General features: G+C 68.7%; 21 protein-coding genes and 2 pseudogenes. 6 read left to right on the plus strand and 17 right to left on the minus strand.

The features are described from left to right. The 3 genes from AC2W7M_RS05440 to AC2W7M_RS05450 form a co-directional block, all read right to left on the minus strand. On the minus strand, window positions 1-267 hold a 267-nt coding region (locus tag AC2W7M_RS05440), incomplete at its 3' end, for a FecR domain-containing protein (protein ID WP_486130695.1). Continuing rightward, window positions 198-632, minus strand: a complete 435-nt coding sequence (locus AC2W7M_RS05445; RefSeq protein WP_486130696.1) for a DUF4880 domain-containing protein — start codon at window positions 630-632, stop codon at window positions 198-200. The genes AC2W7M_RS05445 and AC2W7M_RS05440, both read right to left, overlap by 70 nt. Window positions 633-725: 93 nt before the next feature. Then, window positions 726-1,115 (minus strand): sigma factor-like helix-turn-helix DNA-binding protein, encoded by a 390-nt coding sequence (locus tag AC2W7M_RS05450; RefSeq protein ID WP_486130698.1) that lies wholly within the window; start codon window positions 1,113-1,115, stop codon window positions 726-728. 505 nt (window positions 1,116-1,620) lie between these two features. On the opposite strand from AC2W7M_RS05450, the gene AC2W7M_RS05455 reads away from it, so the two are divergent. Beyond that, window positions 1,621-2,373, plus strand: coding sequence for a hypothetical protein (locus AC2W7M_RS05455; RefSeq protein ID WP_486130700.1), 753 nt, complete (start codon window positions 1,621-1,623; stop codon window positions 2,371-2,373). A 70-nt stretch (window positions 2,374-2,443) separates the two neighbouring features. Next, window positions 2,444-3,044: pseudogene (locus tag AC2W7M_RS05460) on the plus strand (biliverdin-producing heme oxygenase). A gap of 16 nt (window positions 3,045-3,060) precedes the next feature. Here the strand turns inward: AC2W7M_RS05460 and dmeF are convergent. Continuing rightward, window positions 3,061-4,065 carry a CDF family Co(II)/Ni(II) efflux transporter DmeF gene (gene dmeF, locus AC2W7M_RS05465; protein WP_486130702.1) on the minus strand — a complete coding sequence of 335 codons (1,005 nt, stop codon included), beginning with the start codon at window positions 4,063-4,065 and terminating at the stop codon, window positions 3,061-3,063. Between the two features lie 26 nt (window positions 4,066-4,091). Then, a complete protein-coding gene (locus AC2W7M_RS05470; protein ID WP_486130704.1) occupies window positions 4,092-4,364 on the minus strand; it encodes a metal/formaldehyde-sensitive transcriptional repressor in 273 nt (90 codons plus the stop codon). A 39-nt stretch (window positions 4,365-4,403) separates the two neighbouring features. Between AC2W7M_RS05470 and AC2W7M_RS05475 the strand changes: the two genes are divergently transcribed. After that, window positions 4,404-4,646, plus strand: coding sequence for a helix-turn-helix domain-containing protein (locus AC2W7M_RS05475; protein ID WP_486130730.1), 243 nt, complete (start codon window positions 4,404-4,406; stop codon window positions 4,644-4,646). A gap of 12 nt (window positions 4,647-4,658) precedes the next feature. Here the strand turns inward: AC2W7M_RS05475 and AC2W7M_RS05480 are convergent, their stop codons facing one another. The 8 genes from AC2W7M_RS05480 to AC2W7M_RS05515 form a co-directional block, all read right to left on the minus strand. Beyond that, window positions 4,659-5,051, minus strand: a complete 393-nt coding sequence (locus AC2W7M_RS05480; protein WP_486130706.1) for a hypothetical protein — start codon at window positions 5,049-5,051, stop codon at window positions 4,659-4,661. Window positions 5,052-5,175: 124 nt separating this feature from the next. Continuing rightward, window positions 5,176-5,991, minus strand: coding sequence for a histidinol-phosphatase (hisN, locus tag AC2W7M_RS05485; protein ID WP_486130708.1), 816 nt, complete (start codon window positions 5,989-5,991; stop codon window positions 5,176-5,178). Next, a complete protein-coding gene (locus tag AC2W7M_RS05490; protein WP_486130709.1) occupies window positions 5,981-6,799 on the minus strand; it encodes a DeoR/GlpR family DNA-binding transcription regulator in 819 nt (272 codons plus the stop codon). Before AC2W7M_RS05490 ends, hisN begins: the two co-directional genes overlap by 11 nt. Before the next feature lie 13 nt (window positions 6,800-6,812). Beyond that, window positions 6,813-7,889, minus strand: a complete 1,077-nt coding sequence (locus AC2W7M_RS05495) for an ABC transporter ATP-binding protein (RefSeq protein ID WP_486130711.1) — start codon at window positions 7,887-7,889, stop codon at window positions 6,813-6,815. 25 nt (window positions 7,890-7,914) lie between these two features. After that, on the minus strand, window positions 7,915-8,802 hold the full coding sequence (locus tag AC2W7M_RS05500) for a carbohydrate ABC transporter permease (protein ID WP_486130713.1): 888 nt from the start codon (window positions 8,800-8,802) through the stop codon (window positions 7,915-7,917). A 7-nt stretch (window positions 8,803-8,809) separates the two neighbouring features. After that, the gene (locus tag AC2W7M_RS05505; RefSeq protein ID WP_486130715.1) at window positions 8,810-8,962 is read right to left on the minus strand and encodes a hypothetical protein; all 153 of its coding nucleotides are present in this window, start codon (window positions 8,960-8,962) and stop codon (window positions 8,810-8,812) included. Next, window positions 8,956-9,717, minus strand: a complete 762-nt coding sequence (locus tag AC2W7M_RS05510) for a carbohydrate ABC transporter permease (RefSeq protein ID WP_486130717.1) — start codon at window positions 9,715-9,717, stop codon at window positions 8,956-8,958. Before AC2W7M_RS05510 ends, AC2W7M_RS05505 begins: the two co-directional genes overlap by 7 nt. A 199-nt stretch (window positions 9,718-9,916) precedes the next feature. After that, complete coding sequence (locus tag AC2W7M_RS05515) at window positions 9,917-11,224, minus strand: ABC transporter substrate-binding protein (RefSeq protein WP_486130719.1); 1,308 nt, start codon at window positions 11,222-11,224, stop codon at window positions 9,917-9,919. Between the two features lie 335 nt (window positions 11,225-11,559). Here AC2W7M_RS05515 and AC2W7M_RS05520 point away from each other — a divergent pair, with 335 nt between their 5' ends. Continuing rightward, complete coding sequence (locus tag AC2W7M_RS05520; RefSeq protein ID WP_486130721.1) at window positions 11,560-12,321, plus strand: phosphodiesterase; 762 nt, start codon at window positions 11,560-11,562, stop codon at window positions 12,319-12,321. Window positions 12,322-12,329: 8 nt separating this feature from the next. On the opposite strand, the gene AC2W7M_RS05525 is transcribed toward AC2W7M_RS05520, so the two are convergent. Next, entirely contained in the window at window positions 12,330-13,352 is a 1,023-nt protein-coding gene (locus AC2W7M_RS05525) for an LLM class flavin-dependent oxidoreductase (protein WP_486130732.1), read from the minus strand. Window positions 13,353-13,384: 32 nt separating this feature from the next. Then, window positions 13,385-14,233 (minus strand): IclR family transcriptional regulator, encoded by an 849-nt coding sequence (locus AC2W7M_RS05530; RefSeq protein ID WP_486130723.1) that lies wholly within the window; start codon window positions 14,231-14,233, stop codon window positions 13,385-13,387. A 160-nt stretch (window positions 14,234-14,393) separates the two neighbouring features. Between AC2W7M_RS05530 and AC2W7M_RS05535 the strand changes: the two genes are divergently transcribed. Further along, a complete protein-coding gene (locus AC2W7M_RS05535) occupies window positions 14,394-16,916 on the plus strand; it encodes a tripartite tricarboxylate transporter substrate-binding protein (RefSeq protein WP_486130725.1) in 2,523 nt (840 codons plus the stop codon). Between the two features lie 94 nt (window positions 16,917-17,010). Then, window positions 17,011-17,727, plus strand: a complete 717-nt coding sequence (locus tag AC2W7M_RS05540) for a nitroreductase (protein ID WP_486130727.1) — start codon at window positions 17,011-17,013, stop codon at window positions 17,725-17,727. A 47-nt stretch (window positions 17,728-17,774) separates the two neighbouring features. On the opposite strand, the pseudogene AC2W7M_RS05545 reads toward AC2W7M_RS05540, so the two are convergent. Both AC2W7M_RS05545 and AC2W7M_RS05550 read right to left on the minus strand, forming a co-directional pair. Next, a pseudogene (locus AC2W7M_RS05545) lies at window positions 17,775-20,245 on the minus strand (arylsulfatase). A 128-nt stretch (window positions 20,246-20,373) separates the two neighbouring features. Then, the coding region (locus AC2W7M_RS05550) for an iron-containing alcohol dehydrogenase (protein ID WP_486130729.1) at window positions 20,374-21,246 on the minus strand (873 nt) is incomplete at its 5' end.

Here is a 21,246-nt window from a genome sequence, read left to right on the forward strand (position 1 = left end):
GGCGCTGGCCGGCGCCTGCACCAGGACAAGGCCGCGGTCCACCTCGACGCTCACCGCCTCGCCCTCGCGCGCCACGTCGAACGACGTGCCGAGCGCGGTCGCCGTGACCGGCCCGGCGGCGACCGTGAACGGCCGCGCTGCGTCCCGCGCCACGTCGAAGAACGACATGCCGCCGATCAGGTCCACCCGGCGCGCACTCACGGAGAAATCCAGCGCAATGCTGGTGTCGGGACCGAGCGTCGCCAGGCTGCCGTCCGGCAGGCGCACCTGCCTAATCTCGGCGGTGCCGGTGGCGTGGTCGCGCGCGCCTGCCGCACCAGGTCCGGCAGCACGGCGGCCGCCGCTCCGGCGGCGCCCAGGCCGAGGGCACCGATCACCAGGTTTCGCCGGGTCAGACCGGCGGCGCCGCTGTCATTCTCGCGCCGCTCGGTCAGGACATGGCCGCTGGCGCCGTGCAGCTTCAGCACGCGCTGCCACAGGCGCTCGTGCTCGGCGCTGCGGGCGCGCCAGGACCGCGCCATCTCGTCGGCGACGGGATTGCGGGGGTCCTCCTGCAAGCGAATGACGAGGTCGATAGCCTCGTCGAGCAGTTGAGCCTGCGGCCGCGCCCGCTCAGATTCGGCCTCGTTCATGGCGTCTCCCGACGGTTGTGCGGGCCGCGCGACCGGCTTCCCTGTCCTTGATACAATCGGGGATCGCGGATTTCCCGCCCTGCGCCGGGCGGCTCATTCATCGTCCACCCGCAGAAGCAGATGCCGGTAGGCTTCGCGCACCAGCGCCCAGGTCCGCGTCGTGGAGAGCCCAAGCGTCGCGGCGACCTCAGCCAGGGTGTGACCGCCGAGGCGGTGCATCTCGAAGGCCGCCCGGGTGCGCTCCGGCAGCTCGTCGAGCGCCGCCGCCACCTGGGCCAGACACTGGCGGGAATAAACGATCCGATCCGGCAGCGGCGCCGGGTCGGCCACCTCGTCCGCCCTGCCTTCGGCGAGGTCGACCAGGGGCAGCAGGGCCTCCCTTCGCAGGTGGTTGACGGTCAGGCTGTGGGACACCTGGTGCAGATAGGCCCTGGGATTGTGGTTCGGCGCCCCGTCGGCCGGCGGCCGGGCGATGACGCGCAAAAGGTGTCCTGGGTGAGATCTGCGGCGGTTTCAGGATTGAGGCCCTTGCGGCGCAGGGATCGCGCGATCTCCTTCGCATAGAGATTGAAGAGCGCCTGAAAATCCCAGCTCACCGCCCCACCTGTTCCCGCCCGCAACCGCGTCGCTGGCAATCGTTCGTCCGTCATACGGCGCGCGCCATATGCCAAGCGGCTGCGCGCATCGCAAAGAGCAGCCCGACGCCTCAGCCTACAAAAAGACAAGGATAGATGAAAGGGCCTGCCGAAGATCTTAATCTAGAAGAATTCCAGTTCACTTCGCATGTAATCAGCAGATCCGACCCTGAGCCAAGTGCAGGTGGCCGACTGTCCGCGGCGTCGGCGGCGCAGCCTATGAAGAGCCCCTGTTAAGGATCCTCCGATGGGCCTGCGGCGGCGAGTTGCGGGGGCGATCAGACAAGGTGAAGGAAACCAAGTGCCGGGCACGGTCGTTATTGCTCGATGACCCCTGCGACGGAGTTCCCGCGATGACACGGCCTTATGCCGGACCCACGGCCTATCCCGACGACCTGATCCAGAACAGCGAGGACCGCAGCCGCCCGCCGATCCGCCAGGCTATGGCCGATCCCCACGTGACCGACCATGCCCGCCAGCACCAGGGCGGAGGGCCGACCGGCGAGGTCGGCGGCGAGCGGCCGGCGGAACGGGTCGGCAGTGCGCTGGCCGCCGTCGACGGCCGCGACATCATCCCGGGCGACCGGCCGCAGGAGCGGGGCGAGCATCACTGGGACGCGCCGCTTCCGGTGCGGGTGAAGGGGGCGGATGGGCGCACGTTGAAGACGTTGCGGGACGCCGGCGATTTCCTCTCCGGCCGGCACATGACGCTGGAGCATTCCGCAGCGCTCCAGGAGACCGCCCGCGCCACGGTGCATGCAGCAGCCTCCGGCGCCCCCGGCGACGTGGCGGAGGCCGGCCAGAAGCTCCATGCCTATGTGCAGCTGATGTCCCTCGACCTCCGGGCCCGGCGCGACGGCGATGGCCCCCAGTCGGCGCCTGCGGCCCCATGGGCCTGCGGTCCGAGCGCGGGCGTGAGACCGCTGCGGGGATCCGACCCCGGACGGCCGAGGGCCGCGGGGCACCCCGAACGCCAGAACATAAAATCATTCAAATCTGGTCGGCGTCCGCCGACGACAGCCGCCCGGCAAGCGCAGGCAAAATGCCCACTTGCCGGCGCGGCGGCGGAAAAATCTCTTACAATGATTCTAAGATTGAAATCTTGAAGCGGCAGCATTCCCTCCCTAATCATCGCCATCTGTTTGATCTCTTGATTGAAGAATTGAGGATGCGACGATGACCATCACGCTCGATCACGCGGCGGAGAGCCGCGCCAAGACCCTGAAATCCGCCACCCACGAGACCCATGAGCGGCTCGACAAGGCGATCATGGCGGGCGAGCCGTTCGCGAGCCGCGCGCGCTACGCGCTGTTTCTCCAGGTGCAGCACGCCTTCCACCGGGAGATCGATGCGCTCTATGTCGATCCCGCGCTCGACGCGCTGCTGCCCGACCTCGCGGGACGGCGCCGCTTCGACCTGATCAGCCAAGACCTTGCCGATCTCGAGGCCGCCCCTCTGGCGGTCGAGACCGCGCCCGCCTTCGCCAGGGGCGCGCCCGCCGACATCCCCACCGCTTTGGGTTGGCTCTACGTGGCGGAGGGCTCCAATCTCGGCGCCGCATTCCTGCTGAAGGCGGCCGCCGGGCTCGGCCTGTCCGAGGCGTTTTGGCGCCCGGCACCTCGCCGCGGCGCCCGAGGGCCGGGGCCTGCACTGGCGCACCTTCACCGCGGCGCTCGATGCCCTCAAGCTCTCGCCGGCCGAAGAGGCGCGGGTGACGGCAGGCGCAGAGGCCGCTTTCGCCCGCGTTCACGGCCTGGTCGGCGAAACCTTCCGCTGAGCGCCCGGCCCGCGGCTCAGGCCGCCGCCGCGGAGCGGCCAGGCTCGCCCGGTCCCGGCTGAACCTCCACGGTGACATGGGACAGGCGCCGGATCGGACGGAACCGCGCCTTGTAAAAGGCCGGGTCGCGCAGGCCTTCGCCCGCCAGGGCGACGATGGCTGCGGCGTGGCCCGGCCCCACCTGCCAGACATGCAGGTCGGTGATGCGCGCCGCGTCGAGCGCCAGCGCGGCGCGGATGTCCGCCTCCAGGTCTTCGTCCTTCGGCACCATGTCGAGCAGGACGCCGCCGGCATCGCGCATCAGCCCCCAGGACCAGCGGGCGATCGCGAGGGCGCCCACGAGCCCCATGAGCGGGTCCGCCCACAGCCAGCCATAAACGCTGCCGACCAGCAGAGCGAGGATCGCCAGAACCGAGGTCAAGGCATCGGCCAGCACGTGGAGATAGGCCGCGCGCAGATTGTTGTCGCGCACCGGCACGGCGTCGCCGAGATCATCGTCATGGTCATGGTCATGATCTTCGTCATGGTCATGATCGTGCGCGGGGTGGTGATGGCCATGGCCGTGATGGTGCGTGTCGCGCAGCAGCAGGGCGCTGACGAGATTGACCGCGAGCCCCACGGCCGCGACGGCGATCGCCTGCGCGAAGCTGATGGGGACCGGGTCCGCCAGGCGCAAGACGCTCTCCCAACCAATCAGCAGCGCCACGAGGGCGAGCACCACGGCGCTCGCGAAGCCGGCGAGGTCGCCGAACTTGCCGGTGCCGAAGGTGAAGCGCGGGTCGCGGGCGTGCCGGCGCGCATAGAGATAGGCCAGAGCGGCGATCAGCATGGCCCCGGCATGGGTCGACATGTGCCAGCCGTCCGCCACCAGCGCCATGGACCCATAGAGCGTGCCGGCGGTGATCTCCACCACCATCATGGCGGCGGTCAGGGCGATCACCAGCCAAACCTTGCGCTCGTTGCGCCGGTGGTCGGCGCCCAGGAAGACGTGGTCGTGTCCAAGTGCGGGGGCCTCGGCCATGCCACCCTCCCGTGTCGCCGGCGCGGTCATTTCAGATAGGTCCGGATGATGCTCATCAGCTCTTCGCTGCCCTGCTGCCGATCGGCCTCGGTCGCGGCGCCGAGCACATGCTCGCGCAGGTGATCGTCCACCAGTTCGGTGGTGAGGCCGTTCATCGCCCCGCGCACCGATGCCACCTGGCGCAGCACTTCGCCGCAGGGAACCTCCGCCAGCAAAGCGCGCTCGATGCCCTCGATCTGCCCTTTGATGCGCCGCACGCGGGCGATCAGCTTGTCCTTGTCGCGGATGGTGTGGGCCATGCGGCGGGCTCCCCCTTGGGATAAATAGCATAGGGGGCTATACTATATGGCTCAAGCCCTGCCCGGCCCCGTCCGCTCGACCAGCGCGGGAGATCCGCCAGCGAGGGATCGGTGTTCGAGTTCATCCGTTCCGAACGCCTGGCGCTCGCCTGCGCGGCGCTAGAAGGAGAAGGAATCTCCATCGCCCAGGCTGCGTATGCGGCGGGCGATGCGGATCCCTCCAACTTCACCACCGCCTTCAAGCGGGTCTACGGCGTGCCACCGAAGCGGAAGCGCCGCTAGCTGCAGCGGGGCTTATCCGCGCTCGCCGGCACGCCGGCCGGTGGGATCAACCCGCTCGGCCTCAAGGCTATGGTCGGGCTGGCCCACCTTCGCCGGGACCGGCTCGGTGCCTTTGGCGCGGCCTTTGAGCTGCTCGACGTTCATATCCTTGTCCTCGTTGGTATCGGGCCGTCCCAGGGCGCGCCGGGGGCCGCCCTCCGCGGGGCCTTCCTCGTCACCATCCTGGTGGTTGCCCACCAGATGTCCCGGTGCCTTGCGGGAGCCCTCTGGGCCTTCCTCCTGCTTCCGCCCGCCCTCCTGGTAGGCGCCGATCGTATGGCCGGCCCCGTGCCTCGGCTTGGTCTGTCCGGCTTCGGGCTCGGCATCGGCCGCACGCCGATCGCTGGTGTTACTCGAATGTCCCACGGCATTTCTCCTCGCAGGGGATGGTCCTGCGTCAACGCCGCCGGGGGCCGTCCTGTTTCACTTGAGCTTCGGGCCGCCTCCAATCCGCAGGGCTGACCATGGAAACGGCGCCCGCAAGGGCCGTTCAGAGCGCCGCTGGCGCCAGCAGGCGCAGCGCCGCGGCATGGAGCGCGGCATTGGCCGCCGCCACCACCTGCCCGCCCGAGGCGAGCGTGAGCGGGCGGCCGCGCCAGTCGGTGATGACGCCGCCTGCGCCCTCGACCACCGGCACCAGCGCCATGAAATCGTAGGGCTTCAACGCTGCCTCCACCACAAGATCCACATGGCCGCAGGCGAGCAGCCCGTAGGCGTAGCAGTCGCCGCCGAAGCGGCGCAGCGCCACCTGGTCCGCCAGCGCGCCGAAGGCGGCGCTCTCGGCGGGCGTGAACATGTCCGGCGAGGTGGCGTAGAGCCGGGCCTCGCCCAGCGCCGCCGCAACGCTGGTGCGGCATGGCGCGCCGTTGAACCGTGTGCCCGCACCGGCGACGCCGACCCAGCGGTCGCCGAGCGCCGGCACCTCGATCACGCCCGCCTGCGGCCGCCCCTGCGCCACCGCGGCGATCAGGGTGCCGAACAGCGGCAGGCCGGTCATGAAGCTCTTGGTGCCGTCGATCGGGTCCACCACCCACACCACGGGGCGCTCGATGCCCACCGCCGCCTCCTCCTCGCCCAGCACGCCATGGCCGGGAAAACGTGCGGCGATGGCTTCGCGCAGCGCGCGCTCCACCGCCTTGTCGGCGACCGTGACCGGGCTGGCATCCGCCTTCCACTCGACGCCCACCGGGGTGCGGAAAAAGGACCGCACGATGGGCCGCGCGAGGTCGGCGAGCTGTTCGGCAAAGGCGGCAAGCTCGGCAGCGCCAGGCTCGGCGGGCCGCAGGGCGGCGGTTCTATTCGGCATAAGCGGGCTTCCGGCCGTTGCCATTACCCCCGCCCGCGGACGCGAGCGGCGGGGCGAGCACCACCCGGGCATGCTCCAGTTCGTCGCGCACGGCGGCAGGCGGCGGCGCGTCGGTGACGAGGATGTCCACCGCCTGCCACCCGCACACCTGGATCAAACCGGGCTTTGAATATTTGGAGCTGTCCAGGAGGAGCATGACCTTCTCGGCGAGGGGCATCATCGCCCGCTTGAACTCGGTCTCGAACAGATCGAAGTCCATGCAGCCGCGCTGCGGCGAGGCCGCCGCCACCGACATCACGAACAGGCTCGGCGTGAATTGCGAGGCAAAGTCGATGGCCGAGGGGCCGATGATGGTGCGGTCGTCGGCCCTCAGCTCGCCGCCCGGCAGGATCACGCGGTGATGCCGGCCGGCGGATGAGAGAATCTGCGCCACCTCCACCGAGAAGGTGATGGCGGTGAGCCGGCCGGGGCGCGGCGCCAGCACCTGGGCGAGGAAGCAGGAGGTGGAGGAATTGTCGAGCAGGATGGTCGCGTCCTCCTCGATCAGTTCGGCGGCGGCATGGGCGATGCGGCGCTTGGCGGGCGCTTGCTCGCGCAGGCGGCGGTCGAACGGGGCCTCCCATTCGGCGACATTGAGGCGCACGCCGCCGTGGAACTTGTCCACCATGCCATCCTCGGCGAGCGCCTTGAGGTCGCGCCGGATGGTCTCGTCCGACACTTGGAAGTGCTCGGCGAGGTCGGTGATGGTGGCGGAGCGCCTGTCGCGGAGCAGCTCGACGATCTGCTGCTGGCGCACGGTCTGGGCCATGGGGATATCCGGGCTAGAGACGGGACAAGACGCGGCCCGAGGCCGCGTCGAACACGCGGACCCGGTCCATGTCGAAGCTGATGCCCACCTCGGCGCCGAGTGGCGGCACCTTGGTGACGGGCGTGCGGGCGACCAGGCGGTCTGAGCCGACGACGATCTCCGCCAGCGCCTCCGCGCCGATCAGCTCGGTGCGGTCCACCCGGCCGCGGGCGAGGGCATCGCCATCCGGCGGTCCGACGACCACCTCCTCGGGCCTGACGCCGAGCAGGATCTCGCCCGCCTCGGCGCGCTCCACGACGTGGGTGGTGAAGGCCGGATGGCTCACCACGCTGCCCGTGCCGTTCGGCTTCAGCGTGCAGCGCAGGAGGCTCATCTCCGGCGAGCCGATGAAGGTGGCGACGAAGGTGTTCTGCGGCCGCATATAGAGGTCCATGGGCGCCCCCACCTGCTGGAGCCGGCCGTCCGAGAGGATGGCGACGCGGGTGCCGAGCGTCATGGCCTCGATCTGGTCGTGGGTCACGTAGACCACCGTGAGGCCGAGCTCCTTGTGCAGGCGCTTCAACTCGCCGCGCATGTGGGTGCGCAGCTTGGCGTCGAGGTTGGAGAGCGGCTCGTCGAACAGGAACACCTTGGGCTGGCGCACCAGCGCCCGGCCGATGGCGACGCGCTGGCGTTCGCCGCCGGAGAGCGCGTTGGGCTTGCGCTCCAACAGGTGGGTGATGTGCAGGATCTCCGCCGCCTCGCGGATGCGCCGGTCGATCTCCGGCTTGGACAGGCGGGAGGTCTTCAACAGGCCGAACGCCATGTTCCGGTAGGCGCTCATGTGCGGGTAGAGGGCATAGGACTGGAACACCATGGCGATGTCGCGCTTCTGCGGCTCGGCATGGGTCACGTCGCGCCCGTCGATCAGAAGGCGGCCGGAGGTGATGTCCTCGAGCCCGGCGATCATGCGCAAGGTGGTGGACTTGCCGCAGCCGGAGGGGCCGACCAGCACCATGAATTCCCTGTCCGCCACCGCCAGGTCGACGGCGTGCACGGTGGGCTTGCCCTGGTAGGACTTGCTGACGCCCTGGAGAACCACTTCGGCCATCGCGATACCCCTGTGCCGATGATGCCTACTTCAGGCCCGCGTGCATGAAGCTGTCCACGAAGCGGCGCTGGAAGATGACGAAGAACAGCAGCAGCGGCGACACCACCACCACGGTCGCCGCCATCAGCCGCGTCCAGTCGGCGCCGCTGTCCGACTTCGCCAGCAGGCCGAGGCCGATGGGCAGCGTGCGCACGCTCTCGGAATTGGTGACCAGCAGCGGCCACATATAGTCGTTCCAGTGGGTCACCACGGCAATGATGGAGAAGGCGATCAGCGTCGGCTTCACCAGCGGCAGATAGACGTGCCAGAGGATGCCGAGATGGCCGCAGCCGTCGAGCCGCGCCGCGTCGGCCAGTTCCGTCGGCACCTGCCGGAACGCCTGGCGCAGCATGAAGGTGCCGTAGCCCGAGGCGACGAACGGCACGATCAGCGCCGGCAGCGAATTGAGGATGCCGAGTTCGCGCACGGTGACGAAATTGGTGAGGAAGGTGGCGTAGATCGGGAACATGATCTGCAGCAGGAACGCCGTGAAGAGGATGTTCTTGCCGGGGAAGTTCAGGCGCGCGAAGGCATAGGCCGCGAGCGTGATGGTGATGAGCTCGCACACCAGGATGCCGCCGGTGGCGAGCACCGAATTGAGAAGGTAGGTGCCGAACGGCGCCACCGCCATGGCGGCGGGATAATTGCCCCATTGCAGCACCGCCGGCAGGATGCCCGCATTGGGATCGAACACCTCGGTGCGCGATTTCAGCGAGGTGATGACGATCCAGGCCAGCGGGCTGATCCAGAACAGCATCAGCGGCAGCAGCACGAAATGCAGCCAGTTGCGCCGGAGCGCGGTGCGCAGCGCGAGCAGCGTGCCGCGCGCGGTGGCGGGGGCGGACAATTCGATCGGGTCCTGGAGCGTCGCCATGCGGGCCTCAGCGTCCGAGATAGTGCACGCGCCGTCCGAACACGAGCGCGACGAGGGTGATGAGGCCGCCGACGAACAGCAGCAGCACGTTGGCGAGCGTCGAGGCGTAGCCGATGTCCTGGTACTGGAAGCCGTTCTGGTAGATGTAGAAGGTCAGCACGTTGGTGGCGTCGGCCGGCCGCCCTGCGTCATCACATAGACGTAGTCGAAGATCTGGTAGGAATGCAGCAGGCCGATGACGATGACGAAGTAGAGCGTCGGCGAGATCAGCGGCACGGTGATGTGGATCAGCCGGTCGAAGGCCGACACGCCGTCGAGCTTCGCCGCCTCGTGCAGGTCGGACGGGATCATCTGCAGGGCCGCCAGCAGGATCAGCATGAAGTAGCCGGCATACTTCCAGATGCTCATGAAGATGATGGCCGGCAGCGCCCAGCGCGCGTCGTAGAGCCACTCCACCTTCGGCAGGCCGAGCGCGGCCATGGCGGAATTGATGGGCCCGTAGCCCGGCGCATAGAGGAACACCCACACCATGCCGGCGGCGACCGAGGGGATCATCACCGGGTAGAAGAAGGCCGAGCGGTAGAAGGTCATGCCGCGCAATTTGCTGTCGAGCGCCACCGCCAGCAGCAGCGCCACCGTGATGGCGCAGGGAATGGTGACGAGGGTGTAGAACACGGTATTGCCGAGCGACTTCCAAAACAGCTTGTCGGTCCAAAGCCGCTCATAGTTCTCGAATCCGAGGAAATAGATCTTGTCCGAGCCCAGCACCACGTCGTGGAAGCTGAAATAGATCGAGCGCAGGATCGGCCAGTAGGTGAAGGTGGCGAGGAAGATGAGCGACGGCATCAGCAGCAGATAGGCAAGCCCCGCCTCCGAGACGCGGGCGTGCAATGCGGGACCTGTCACCATGGCCATCCTCTTGCTGTCCTGCCTGTTCAGTCGCGTCCCGGACCAGCGACACCGAAGGGGGAGCGCCGATCCGGGACCCAGGGGAGACTCCGGCAAAGCCGGCTCCATCCTCAATGTTCTCCAATGAAGCCGCCTGCGGCGACCTCTTGCGCTGGACCCCGGCTCTCCTTCCGCTCATCGCTTCAGTCGGCCGGGGAGCGAGGGATTACGAGCGCCGGCGCAGCAGGCGCTGGATCTCGCGGTTGGAATTCTCGGCCGCCTCCTTCAGCGCCGCGTCCGGCTTGATCTCGCCGGCGAGCGTGCGGTCGAGGGCGCTTTTGAGATATTCGCGGACCTTGTGATAGCCCGGCACCTGGAGGAAGGCGCCGGCATAGGCGGACTGCTCCAGCGCCACCTTGGCCTGCGGCACCTCCTTGAGATAGGCCAGCATCTCCGGCGTCTCCCAGGAGGACTTGCGCACCGCCAGATAGCCGGTGTCGCGGCCCCACTGCGACTGCACGTCGGTGGAGGTCATCCACTTGGCGAAGGTCCAGGAGGCCTCGATGGCGGCGTCAGACTGCTTCTTGGCGATCATGATGGGACCGCCGCCCTGGCAGGCGCCGAAGGTCTTGTTCTTCGGCATGAAGGCGACGTCCACCTTGAACGGCGAGGAGGTGCGCAGGTTGGTGAGCGACCCGGTGGAGTGGTAGAGCATGGCTGTGCGGCCCGCCATGAAGTCGTTGGCCGAGCCCTGCCAGGTGGAGGCCGGCGGCATCACGCCCGCCTTCACGAGCTTGACCCAGAATTCCAGGGCATCGACCGCCTCGGGCTTGTCGAACAGCACCTTGTCCTTGGTCCACGGCACCAAAGCGTTCTGGCGGCAGAAGCACTCGAAGATCCAGTCGTGCCAGCCGCCGCCGATGGTGAGGCCCCAGCGCTTCAGCTCGCCGTTCTCGCGCACGGTAAGGGCCTTGGAGACCTCAAGCAGCTCGTCCCAGGTGACCGGAGGCTTGGCGATGCCGGCGGCCTTGAAGGCGTCGGCATTGAAATAGAGCACCGGCGTCGAGGGCTGGAACGGCAGGCCGTAGAGCTTGCCGTCGGAGACCGCGGTCTCCAGGAAGCCGGGGATGAAGTCCTGGTAGATGTCGGTGGCCTTGGCCTTGCCCGTGACGTCGGCGAGCGCGTCGAGGCCGAGGAAGGTCTGGAGCGCCGAGTTGATGGGCAGCCAGGTGGACGGCGGATCGCCCACGCCGAGCGCGGTGATCACCTTCTGCTCGGTGTTGTCGTAGCTGCCGGCATAGATCGCCTCGACCTCGATCTTCTCGTGCGCGGCGTTGAACTTGGCGATCATGGTGGAGACCAGCTTATTGATGTCGCCGGAGACGCCCACCGGATACATGAACTGGACCTTCACCTTGTCCGGCGCCGCATAGGCCGGACGGGAGCGCAAGCCCGCGGAGGCGGCGACGGCGGCTGCGCCACCGAGGAGGATACCGCGCCGGGAAATGTTGGAAATTGTGGATTTGACCGACATCTCATTCCTCTCACAGAGCGAGTGGGCATGGACAGGCGTGCGCCGTCCGCCGCCGGAAAGCAGCCTGGAAACGCTTGTGCTGTATCTCCCCAGGGGACGACGCCTAAGGATGGCGACCCTGCTTGGGCGGGCTGTTCTTAAAGCCGCTTCGGTGACAGTGATGTGACCTTAACTCTGGGTAATTTGGAAATCGAGGCCATAAAATAAGCAGGATGCACAAATAACCACATAATCCCTCGGGCCCCTCGACCAGATGCGCGTCAAGTCCTAGAACGAGCGTCCCGCCCCTCGTGGAGCGGCCGCCGGCGGGAGCCGGCGACGTTGAGGTGATTTCGATGCTGATTGCCCAGCTCACGGATTTTCACGTCACCCTGCCCGGCCGAACCGCCGGCGGCGTAGACACCCGCGCCGCCTTCGCCGCGCTCATGGCGCGGGTGGGCGCACTCACGCCGCGGCCGGACCTGCTGCTGGTCTCCGGCGATCTCGCCGAGGCCGGCGTCGAGGAAGAATATGCCTTCGTCCTGGACGGCCTCGAAAACCTCGGCATCCCCTTCCTCGCCGTGCCGGGCAACCACGACATGCGCGCGCCCCTGCGCCGCGTGCTCGCCCGCCACACCGGCACCGAGCCGGAGCATGCCGGCGTCGTCCGCGTCCAAGACGGGGTTCGCGTCATCGGCCTCGACACGCTGGTGGAAGGGGCGAGCCATGGCGCCCTCCCCCCGGCGCAACTGGCTTGGCTGCAAGGCGCACTCGACGGCGAGGGCCTGCCGACGCTGATCTTCATGCATCACCCGCCGTTCGCCACCGGCCTGCCGGCCATGGACGAGATCGGCCTCAGCGAGGGCCGCGCAGAACTGGCGGACCTGCTGGAGGGCTGGCGTGATATTCTCGGCCTGGTGTGCGGGCATGTGCACCGGGCCATCTCCGGCAGCTTCGCCGGGCATCGGGCCTTCATCGCGCCGTCCGCCAGCCACCAGTTCGCACTGGATTTCGCCGGCCCCGGCTTCCGCGTGGTGCGGGAACCCGCGCAGATCGCGCTGCACCGCGTGGTGGACGGTCGGCTCGTCTCCTACCTCGTTCCCGGCCCGCCCGTTTAGGCGCCGCCTCAGCGCCAGCCGAGCGCGGGCGCCACCTCAGTGAGGATCGCCTCGATCACGTGGGCGTTGTAGTCGACGCCCAGCTGGTTCGGCACGGTGAGGAGCAGCGTGTCGGCTTCCTTGATGGCCTCGTCCTGCGCCAGTTCGGCGATCAGTTCCTCCGGCTCGGCGGCGTAGGAGCGGCCGAAGATGGCCCGCGTGCTCGCGTCGATGAAGCCGATCTGGTCCTTTTCCTTGCCGCCGCGGCCGAAATAGGCGCGGTCGCGATCGTCCACCAAGGCGATGATGGAGCGGCTCACCGACACCCGCGGCGCGCGGGCGTGCCCGGCCGCCTTCCAGGCGGCGCGGAAGGCGCGGATCTGCTCCGCCTGCTGGATATGGAAGGCGGCGCCGCCCTCGTCGTTCTTGAGGGTGGAACTCTGGAGGTTCATGCCCCGCTGCGCCGCCCACACCGCGGTGGCGTTGGAACTCGCGCCCCACCAGATGCGCTCGCGCAGGCCGTCGGAGTGCGGCTCCAGCCGCAGCAGACCGGGCGGATTGGGGAACATGGGCTGCGGATTGGGCTCGGCGAAGCCCTCGCCGCGCAGCACGTCGAGGAACACCTCCGCATGGCGGCGCGCCATGTCGGCCTCGCTCTGGCCCTCGGGCGGGCGGTAGCCGAAATAGCGCCAGCCGTCGATCACCTGCTCCGGCGAGCCGCGGCTGATGCCGAGCTGGAGCCGCCCGCCGGCGATGAGATCGGCGGCGCCCGCGTCTTCCGCCATGTAGAGCGGGTTCTCATAGCGCATGTCGATGACGGCGGTGCCGATCTCGATGCGGCTGGTCTTGGCGCCGACGGCGGCGAGCAGCGGAAACGGCGAGGCCAGCTGGCGCGCGAAATGGTGCACGCGGAAATAGGCCCCGTCCGCCCCCAGCTGTTCGGCGGCGACCGCAAGCTCGATCGATTGGAGCAGCGCGTCGGCGGCCGAGCGCGTCTGCGAATGGGGCGAGGGGTTCCAGTGCCCGAACGAGAGAAAGCCGATCTTCTTCACGACCATGGTGCCCCGTGGGAAAGGCCGGCAGGCTAGCGCCGCGGGCCTCCGGCCGCACCCGCAAATCGCGCCAAGCGGACCTGCGCCGGACGCAGATCAGCCGCCCCCGGCCGGCGCCCACGGGACGGGAGGCGACGGCGCGCTCCGCCTCGCGCCGCATGAGCGCGACCACCTCGGCGCGCCGGTCCTCCTCCAGGCGGCTGGAAAATGGCGGCGATACCGAGCGCGAGCGGCGGCAGGCCCGGCCGCTCGGGGACCACGACGCCGATGCCGCTCACCCCGGGCGTGATGTCGTTGAAATTGAGCGCATAGCCCAGCTCGCGGGCGCGCTCCACCAGCCGGGTGAGGATTTCCGCATTGATGCGCCCGTAGCGCGGCAAGCGCGGCGCGTTGAAGGCGATCACCTCCCGCGCCTCCTCCTGCGGCAGCGAGGCGAGCAGCGCGATGCCGCCGGCGGTGGTGCCCATGGGGCGCCGGGCGCCCACCTCCACGGTGAGCGCCTTGATGGGATAGGTGCCTTCGCGCCGGTCGAGGCACACGGTGTCGAAGCGGCTGCGGACGGTGAGGAAGGTGGTGTCCCCGCTCCCCTCGGCGACGGCGTTGAGGGCGGGCGCGAACATGGCCCTGAGGTCCAGCTCCGGCGCGGCGGCGAGCCCCAGCTCGTAGGCGAAGGGGCCTAGGAAGAAGCGCTTGTCCGCATCCTGGCGGGCGAGGCCCTCGTGGCACAGCGCCAGCAGCAGGCGGTGTGCGGTCGGGCGCTCCAGCTCCGCCTCGAAGGCGATGTCCGCCACCTTCAGCCCGGCCCGGTTGTTGGCCCCGAGCACGCGCAGAATGCGCGCCACACGCTGCACCGCCTGGGTGCCGGGAGGGGGAGCCTCCATTCTGCAATCTCCATATTATGGACAAACTGAGCAGCCGGAAGGTCGTGTTTGGCAATATTTCATGTGATTTCTATTGCCGCACTCCGAACACGCCAGCGGGCGATGTCCATAATATGGCCATTTTGACCCTGCGGCAACAGGCAAAGGCACAGGACGGATCATGCGACATCTCGATACGGACGTGGCGGTCATCGGCGGCGGTGCCGCCGGCATCGGCGCCGCCATCGCCGCGGCCAAGACCGGCGCGCGCACGGTGCTGGTGGAGGCCGGCCCGATGCTCGGCGGCGAGCTGCTTTCCGGCATGTCGGTGGATGGCGTGCTCAATGCGCGCGGCGAATGGGTGGTGCGCGGCGTCGCCGAGGAGATCTTCGAGGAGTGCCGGCAGATGCAGGGCTTCATCGGCCCGCTGCACGACTTCCGCCTCATCTGCTACGTGTGCTGCGATCCCGAGGTGCTGAAGCTCGCCATTCCGCGCGTGCTCGCCCGCTACGGCGTCCAGGTCATCCTCTACAGCCAGGTCAGCGAGACCTATTCGGACAATGGCGAGGTGGAGGCGGTGGTGATCTCCCACCGCGACAGCCGCACGCTCTTGACCGCGCGCTATTTCGTCGACGCCTCGGGCGACGGCGACGTGGCGGTGCAGGCCGGCGCGCCCTTTGAGATTTCCGACGCGTCCGGCGATCTCCAGCCGCTCTCGCTCATGTTCCGCATGTCCGGGGTGGAGAACGCGCCGTTCCTCGACTTCGTGCGCGACAACGCGCCCTCGCTGGCGGTGGGCGAGAGCGACTACATCCGCGCCGGCCGTTCCGACGAGGAGCTGGCGCAGGCGATCCACGCCCAGGGCGCGCCCAGCGTGTTCTTCAAGGGCAACGGCCCGTTCCTCGGCGGCGCGATCCAGCGCGGCGACATGTTCCCCACCGCGCTGATCATGATCATGCCCACCTCAGAAGCCCGCAAGGAGGTGTGCGTCAACGCCACCCGCGTCGCCGAGAACATCATGGGCACCGACGCCGCCGCGGTCTCCGCCGCCATGCCGCTTCTCACCGAGCAGGTGTGGCAGGCGGCGCGCTTCCTGAAGGAGAACGTGCCCGGCTTCGAGAACGCCGCCTTCGCCGGCGTCGCGCCCCGCATCGGCATCCGCGAGACGCGGCGTATCATGGGCGAATACGTGCTCACCGGCGAGGACTGCCGCACCGGCCGCAAGATGCGCGACGTGGTCACCAAGGGCGCGCACCACATCGACATCCACCAGGAGGGCATCAAGCAGGTGCGCATCCCGGTGGAGAACGGCGGCTCCTACGACATTCCGTGGCCGTCGCTGATCCCGCAGGGCCTCAAGAACCTCGTGGTGGCGGGACGCTGCATGTCCTCCACCCGCGAGGCCAACGGCACCACCCGCATGATGGGCCAGTGCCTCGGCATGGGCCACGCCGCCGGCACCGCCGCCGCCATGGCGGTGAGCGGCGAGCTGGCCGACATCCGCAAGCTGCCGCTCGACCGCCTGCAGTCGACCCCTGCGCGAGCAGGGGCGCGGTGCTCGAAGGCACCCACTGACGACGATGCCGGGCGGGCTGCCGCCTGCCCGGCTCCCAAAAGACAAGAAGCCGCAAAAAGACACCGCCCACCGGGCGCCTGCCCCGCAGCGCCAAGACGGGCTCTAGGGGAGAAGCCACATGACCAGGATCAAAGCCCGCGCTGGCGCTCGCCAGCCGCGCTTCTCGCCGGGCTGCCGGCGATCGCCGCCCACGCCCAGACCGCCGCCGCCCCGGCGCAGGCGGCGGAGGGCTATCCCTCCCGGCCGGTGACGATCATCGTTCCGTTCGCGCCCGGCGGCTCCACCGACGTGCTGGCGCGCGTGCTCGCCAACAAGCTCACCAAGGCCTGGGGCCAGCAGGTGATCGTCGACAACCGCACCGGCGCCGGCGGCAATGTGGGCGCCAATGCGGTGGCCAAGGCGGCCCCCGACGGCTACACGCTCGGCATGGGCTCCATCGGCACCCACGCGGTCAATGCCAGCCTCTACGCCTCCATGCCTTACGACACGGTGAAGGACTTCGCGCCCATCACCTTGGTGGCCGAGGTGGGGCTGCTGCTGGTGGTGCACCCGAGCGTGCCGGTGAACAGCGTGGAAGAGCTGATCGCCTACGCCAAGGCCAATCCCGGCAAGCTGAACTATGCCTCCGGCGGCAACGGCGCCTCCCAGCACCTCGCCATGGAGCTGTTCAAGAACATGACGGGGACCCAGATGGCCCACATCCCCTACAAGGGTTCGGGCAACGCCATCGGCGACCTGGTGGGCGGGCAGGTGCAGATCATGTTCGGCGACATGCCTTTGGTGCTGCCCTATGTGCAGCAGGGCCGGCTGCGCGCCCTCGCCTTCGCCGGCACCAAGCGCTCGGCCGCCGCGCCCGACATCCCGACCGTCGACGAGGCGGGGGTGAAGGGCTATGCCGCCAGCGCCTGGTACGGCCTGTTCGCGCCCGCAGGCACCCCCGCGCCGATCGTCGACAAGGTCAACGCCTCGGTGGTGAAGATCCTGAGCGAGCCCGACACCGTGGAGTTCCTGGTCAAGCAGGGCGCCGAGGCGGTGGGCAACACCCCGGCCCAGTTCACCGCCTTCCAGAAGCGCGAGATGGACAAGTGGGGCAAGCTCATCAAGGTGATCGGCCTGCGCAACGAATAGCGCCGTCGCCGCGCGGGCGCCGCGCAAGGGGATTCAAATCGCCCGGCGCCCGCTTTAATCTCGGCATGACCCAACCCGTGGATATGCCCGAGACATGACTGTGACCGTTCTTCCGCCCGACGCCGCTCCCGGCACGGTTTCCGCCGTGGAGGCCATCCGCTCGCGCCGGGCGGTGCGGGCCTTCCTGCCGACGCCGGTGGCCGATGCGACCGTCGAGGCGATCCTCGACCTTTCCGCCCGCGCGCCCTCCGGCTCCAATATCCAGCCCTGGGGCGTCCAGGTGCTGCGCGGCGCGCCGCTGACCGCCTTGTCGCAGGAGCTGCACGGCCGGTTCCTCGCAGGCGACCTCGGCGAGGAGGAATATGCCTATTATCCGCGCCAGTGGCGCGAGCCGCATCTGTCCCGCCGCCGCAAGGTGGGCTGGGACCTCTACGGCGCGCTGGGCATCGCCAAGGGCGATACGGAGCGCATGCGCCAGCAGCACGCGCGGAACTTCCTGTTCTTCGACGCGCCGGTGGGCCTCGTCGTCACCATGGGCCGGGACCTGGAGCGCGGCTCCTGGCTCGACTGCGGCATGTTCCTCGAGAACATCATGATCGCGGCGCGCGCCTTCGGCCTCGGCACCTGCCCGCAGGCGGCGTTCAACGGCTATGGACGGCGGATCGCCGAGCGCCTCGCGCTGCCCGAGAGCGAGATGGTGGTGTGCTGCATGGCCCTCGGCCACCCCGATCCCGACGCCCCGGAAAACACCTTCCCCACCGAGCGCGAACCGGCGCGCGGCTTCGCCCGCTTCGTGGAGGCGCTCGCCTGACGCCGCAGGATCGGCCGCGCAATGGACACGCGGCCGGCGCGCGGGACTCAGTCCCGCTTCTTGGCCAATTCCTGCATCATCAGCCGGATCGACTCGGGCGAGACGGTGGAAGCGCCGAGATCAATCGTGATCTTGCCGAGCTTTGCGGTCAGCGCGAACGGCACCTGATAGTCCTGGTCGTCCACCGGCGTGCCGGTGTCGAGACCGACGTCGAAGGTCTCGTCCCAGGCCCAGATCAGCGGCTGGGTGCGCGGCAGCGCCTTCTGCGCCACCGTCATGCCGTCGACCTTCAGGACGCCGGTGCCGCCGCGGCCGAGGGCGGGGCCGTCCTTCTCCATCGCCCAGTCGAACACCAAAATGTGCCTGCCGGGCGCGAGCGCCTCGCTGCCCTGCCATTTGGGGCGCTCGATGTCGAGCAGGTTCATGGTGAAGATGGGCTTGCTATCCTTCAGGTAGAAGCCCCAGCCTGAGAAGCGGCCGCCCTGGGTGACGAGGATGCCGTTCGCCCCGCCGGCCGGCACCTCGATCTCGGCGGTGATGGTGTAGGAGCGATTGAGGATCGACGGCCCGACCGCGAACTGGGTCGAAGTCATGGGCGCCGTATAGACGAACTGCGTTCGACCCGCAGCCGGTCCGGGCCGCTCCGCCGTCAGGATCGGCAGTTGCGAATCGTTCAGCGGCAGCACGTTGTTGCGCGCCGCCTCCGCCAGCCACAGGGCCTGCATCATCCGCAGGCGCTCCGGCTCCTTGGCGGCGAGATCGTTGGTCTGGGTCGGGTCCTCGGCAAGGTTGTAGAGCTCCCACGTGAAGCCGTTCAGCACATCCACCGGCGGCTTGCCGGTCACCCCCGCCCATGGCGCCACGGCCGGCACGGTGTTGGCCATCCAGCCGTCGTGATAGATGGCGCGGTTGCCCAGGATCTCGAAATACTGCGTCCGGCGGGTGGACGGCACGCCGGCCGCCGCCTTGTCCCAGCTGTAGGTCATGCTCACGCCGTCATAGGGCCGCTGGGCGATGCCGTTGACCATGGTCGGCTGAGGGATGCCGATGGCATCGAGGATGGTGGGCGCCACGTCGATCACATGATGGAACTGGTTGCGGATGCCGCCGATGTCCTTGATGCGGTCCGGCCATGTGACGACCATGCCGGTTCGGGTGCCGCCGAGGTGGGAGGCCACCTGCTTGGTCCAGCGGTACGGCGTGTCCATGGCGAACGCCCACGGCACCGCGAAGTGATTGTAGGTGCGATCCGTGCCCCAGACCGGGATCAGCGGCATCATCTGCTCGATCGAGTAGGCGAAGCCGTTGAAATAGGCCACCTCGTTGGGTGTGCCGTGGAGCGAGCCTTCGGCGCTCATGCCATTGTCGCCGGCGACGAAGAGGATGAGCGTGTTGTCGAACTGGCCGAGCTGCTTGAGCGTCTCGACCACCCGGCCGATCTCGTGGTCGCTATAGGCCATGTAGGCGGCCCAGATCTCGATCTGGCGCAGATACAGCTTCTTCTGGTCCGCGGTCAGGACATCCCACTTGGGCAGGAAATCCGGCCAGTCCGGAAGCTTCGCATTGGCCGGGATCACGCCCAGCTTCTTCTGGTTGGCGAAGATCTGCTCGGCCACCTTGTTCCAGCCCTGGTCGAACAGGTGCATGGCGCCGATCTTGTCCACCCACTCCTTGGTGGGGTGGTGCGGCGCATGGGTGGCGCCGGGCGCATAGTGGATGAACCACGGCCGCTTCGGATCGGTCGCGGTTTGGGTCTGGATGTAGGAGATGGCATCGTCCGCCATGGCGGTGATGAGATTCCAGCCCGGCTTGCCGTTGTAGGGATGGATCGGCGTCGTGTTGCGGAACAGGTTGCCCGGCTCCCATTGGCTCGTGTCACCGCCGACGAAGCCGTAGAAATAGTCGTAGCCCTCGCCGATGGGCCAATGGGTGAACGGCCCGGCCGGCGTCGCCTCCCAGACCGGCACGTTGTGGTTCTTGCCGAACCAGGCGGTGGCGTAGCCGTTGAGCTTCAGCACCTCGGCGGCATGGGCGGATTCCGGCCCGGTCACGGTATTGTAGCCGGGATAGCCGATGGCCCCCTCGGCGACCATGCCGTAGCCCACCGCATGATGGTTGCGCCCGGTCAGCAGCGCCGCGCGGGTGGGCGAGCACAAGGCGGTGTTGTGCATCTGGGTGTAGCGCACGCCGCGCGCGGCGAGATCGTCCAGCGTCGGCGTCGGCACGACGCGCCGAAGGCGGAATGGGCGCCGAAGCCGGCATCGTCCACCAGGATCAGCAGCACGTTTGGCGCGCCCTGGGGCGGGGCGATGGTGGGCGACCAGGCGGCTGTGCTGTCGATCAGGTTCGGCTGAATCTCGCCGGGGAACGGGGGCGTCGGGATCGGCAGGACGCGGGAATCGGGGAATTCCCGCGTTGCGGGCGCGCCCGCCGGCCCCTGAAGTTGCTGGCTGCTCGCCTCGGCCGGCGCCAGGACCGCCAGAGCCAGCAAGGCGGGAATGAGTGGACGCCCGACCATGGAGAGGCCTCCCAAAGATTGCCGAAATCAATCTCTCGGCCGGGAGAGCGCGTAAATTGACAAAACGTCAATTGGGGGGAGTGGGCGCGTACTTTGGCCGTCAAAAGCAATGGCCCGACGCAGTCCGCTTATTTCATTACCGACACCAGAGCGGCGTGCAACTGCGCCTGCGACAGCTCCGGCCGGAAGTTGCGGATATAGGGCGCGGTGCGCCAGGACACGTCGACGATCACGTCCACCGCCTTGGGATCGGTGACGCCGAACGCCGCCAGCGAGGCCGGCAGGCCGATGGCGGCATAGAAGCCCTTGAGGTCGTCGAGAAAGGCCGCGTCGCGCCCCTCCGCCACCAGCTGCGCCAGGAGACCGAGCGCCACCTGCTCGCCATGCAGCGCGCGCGAGATCTCCGGCACCGCCGAGAAGCCACGCGTGAGCGAATGGGCGATGGAGAGCCCGCCGCTCTCGAAGGCGAGGCCGGAGAGCAGGATGGTCGCCTCCACCACCTTCTCCATGGCCGCGTCCGGCGTCTTGCGGGCGACCGCCGCCATGGCCGCCGCGCCGTCGGCGCGCACGATGGCGTAGCAGCGATCGGCGATGGCAAGCGAAAGCTCGGTGGGCGCGCCCTTGTAGAAATTGAGGCCGCCCGCGGCGGAGCACTGCTCCACCTCGAACTTCTTCGACAGCGCATCGCCGATGCCGGCGGCGAAGAAGCGCGCGGGGGCCTGCGCGATCACCGCCGTGTCCACGAGGACGAGGTCCGGATTGGTCGCCATGAGGCGCACCTCGGCCAGCACGTGGTCGTCGGTGTAGAGCACCGCAAGGCGCGAGGTGGGGCTGTCGTTGGAGGCGATGGTGGGCACGATGGCGAGCGGACAGGCGAGCGCCATGCGCACGCCCTTCGCCGTGTCGATGGCCTTGCCGCCGCCGACGCCGAGCACCACGCCCGCCTCCGCCGCCCGGGCGGCGGCCGCTGACGGCGGTCGATCTCGCCCGCCTGCGCACTC

The sequence above is a fragment of the Xanthobacter sp. BG11Y11_SDJG genome, assembly GCF_057364445.1.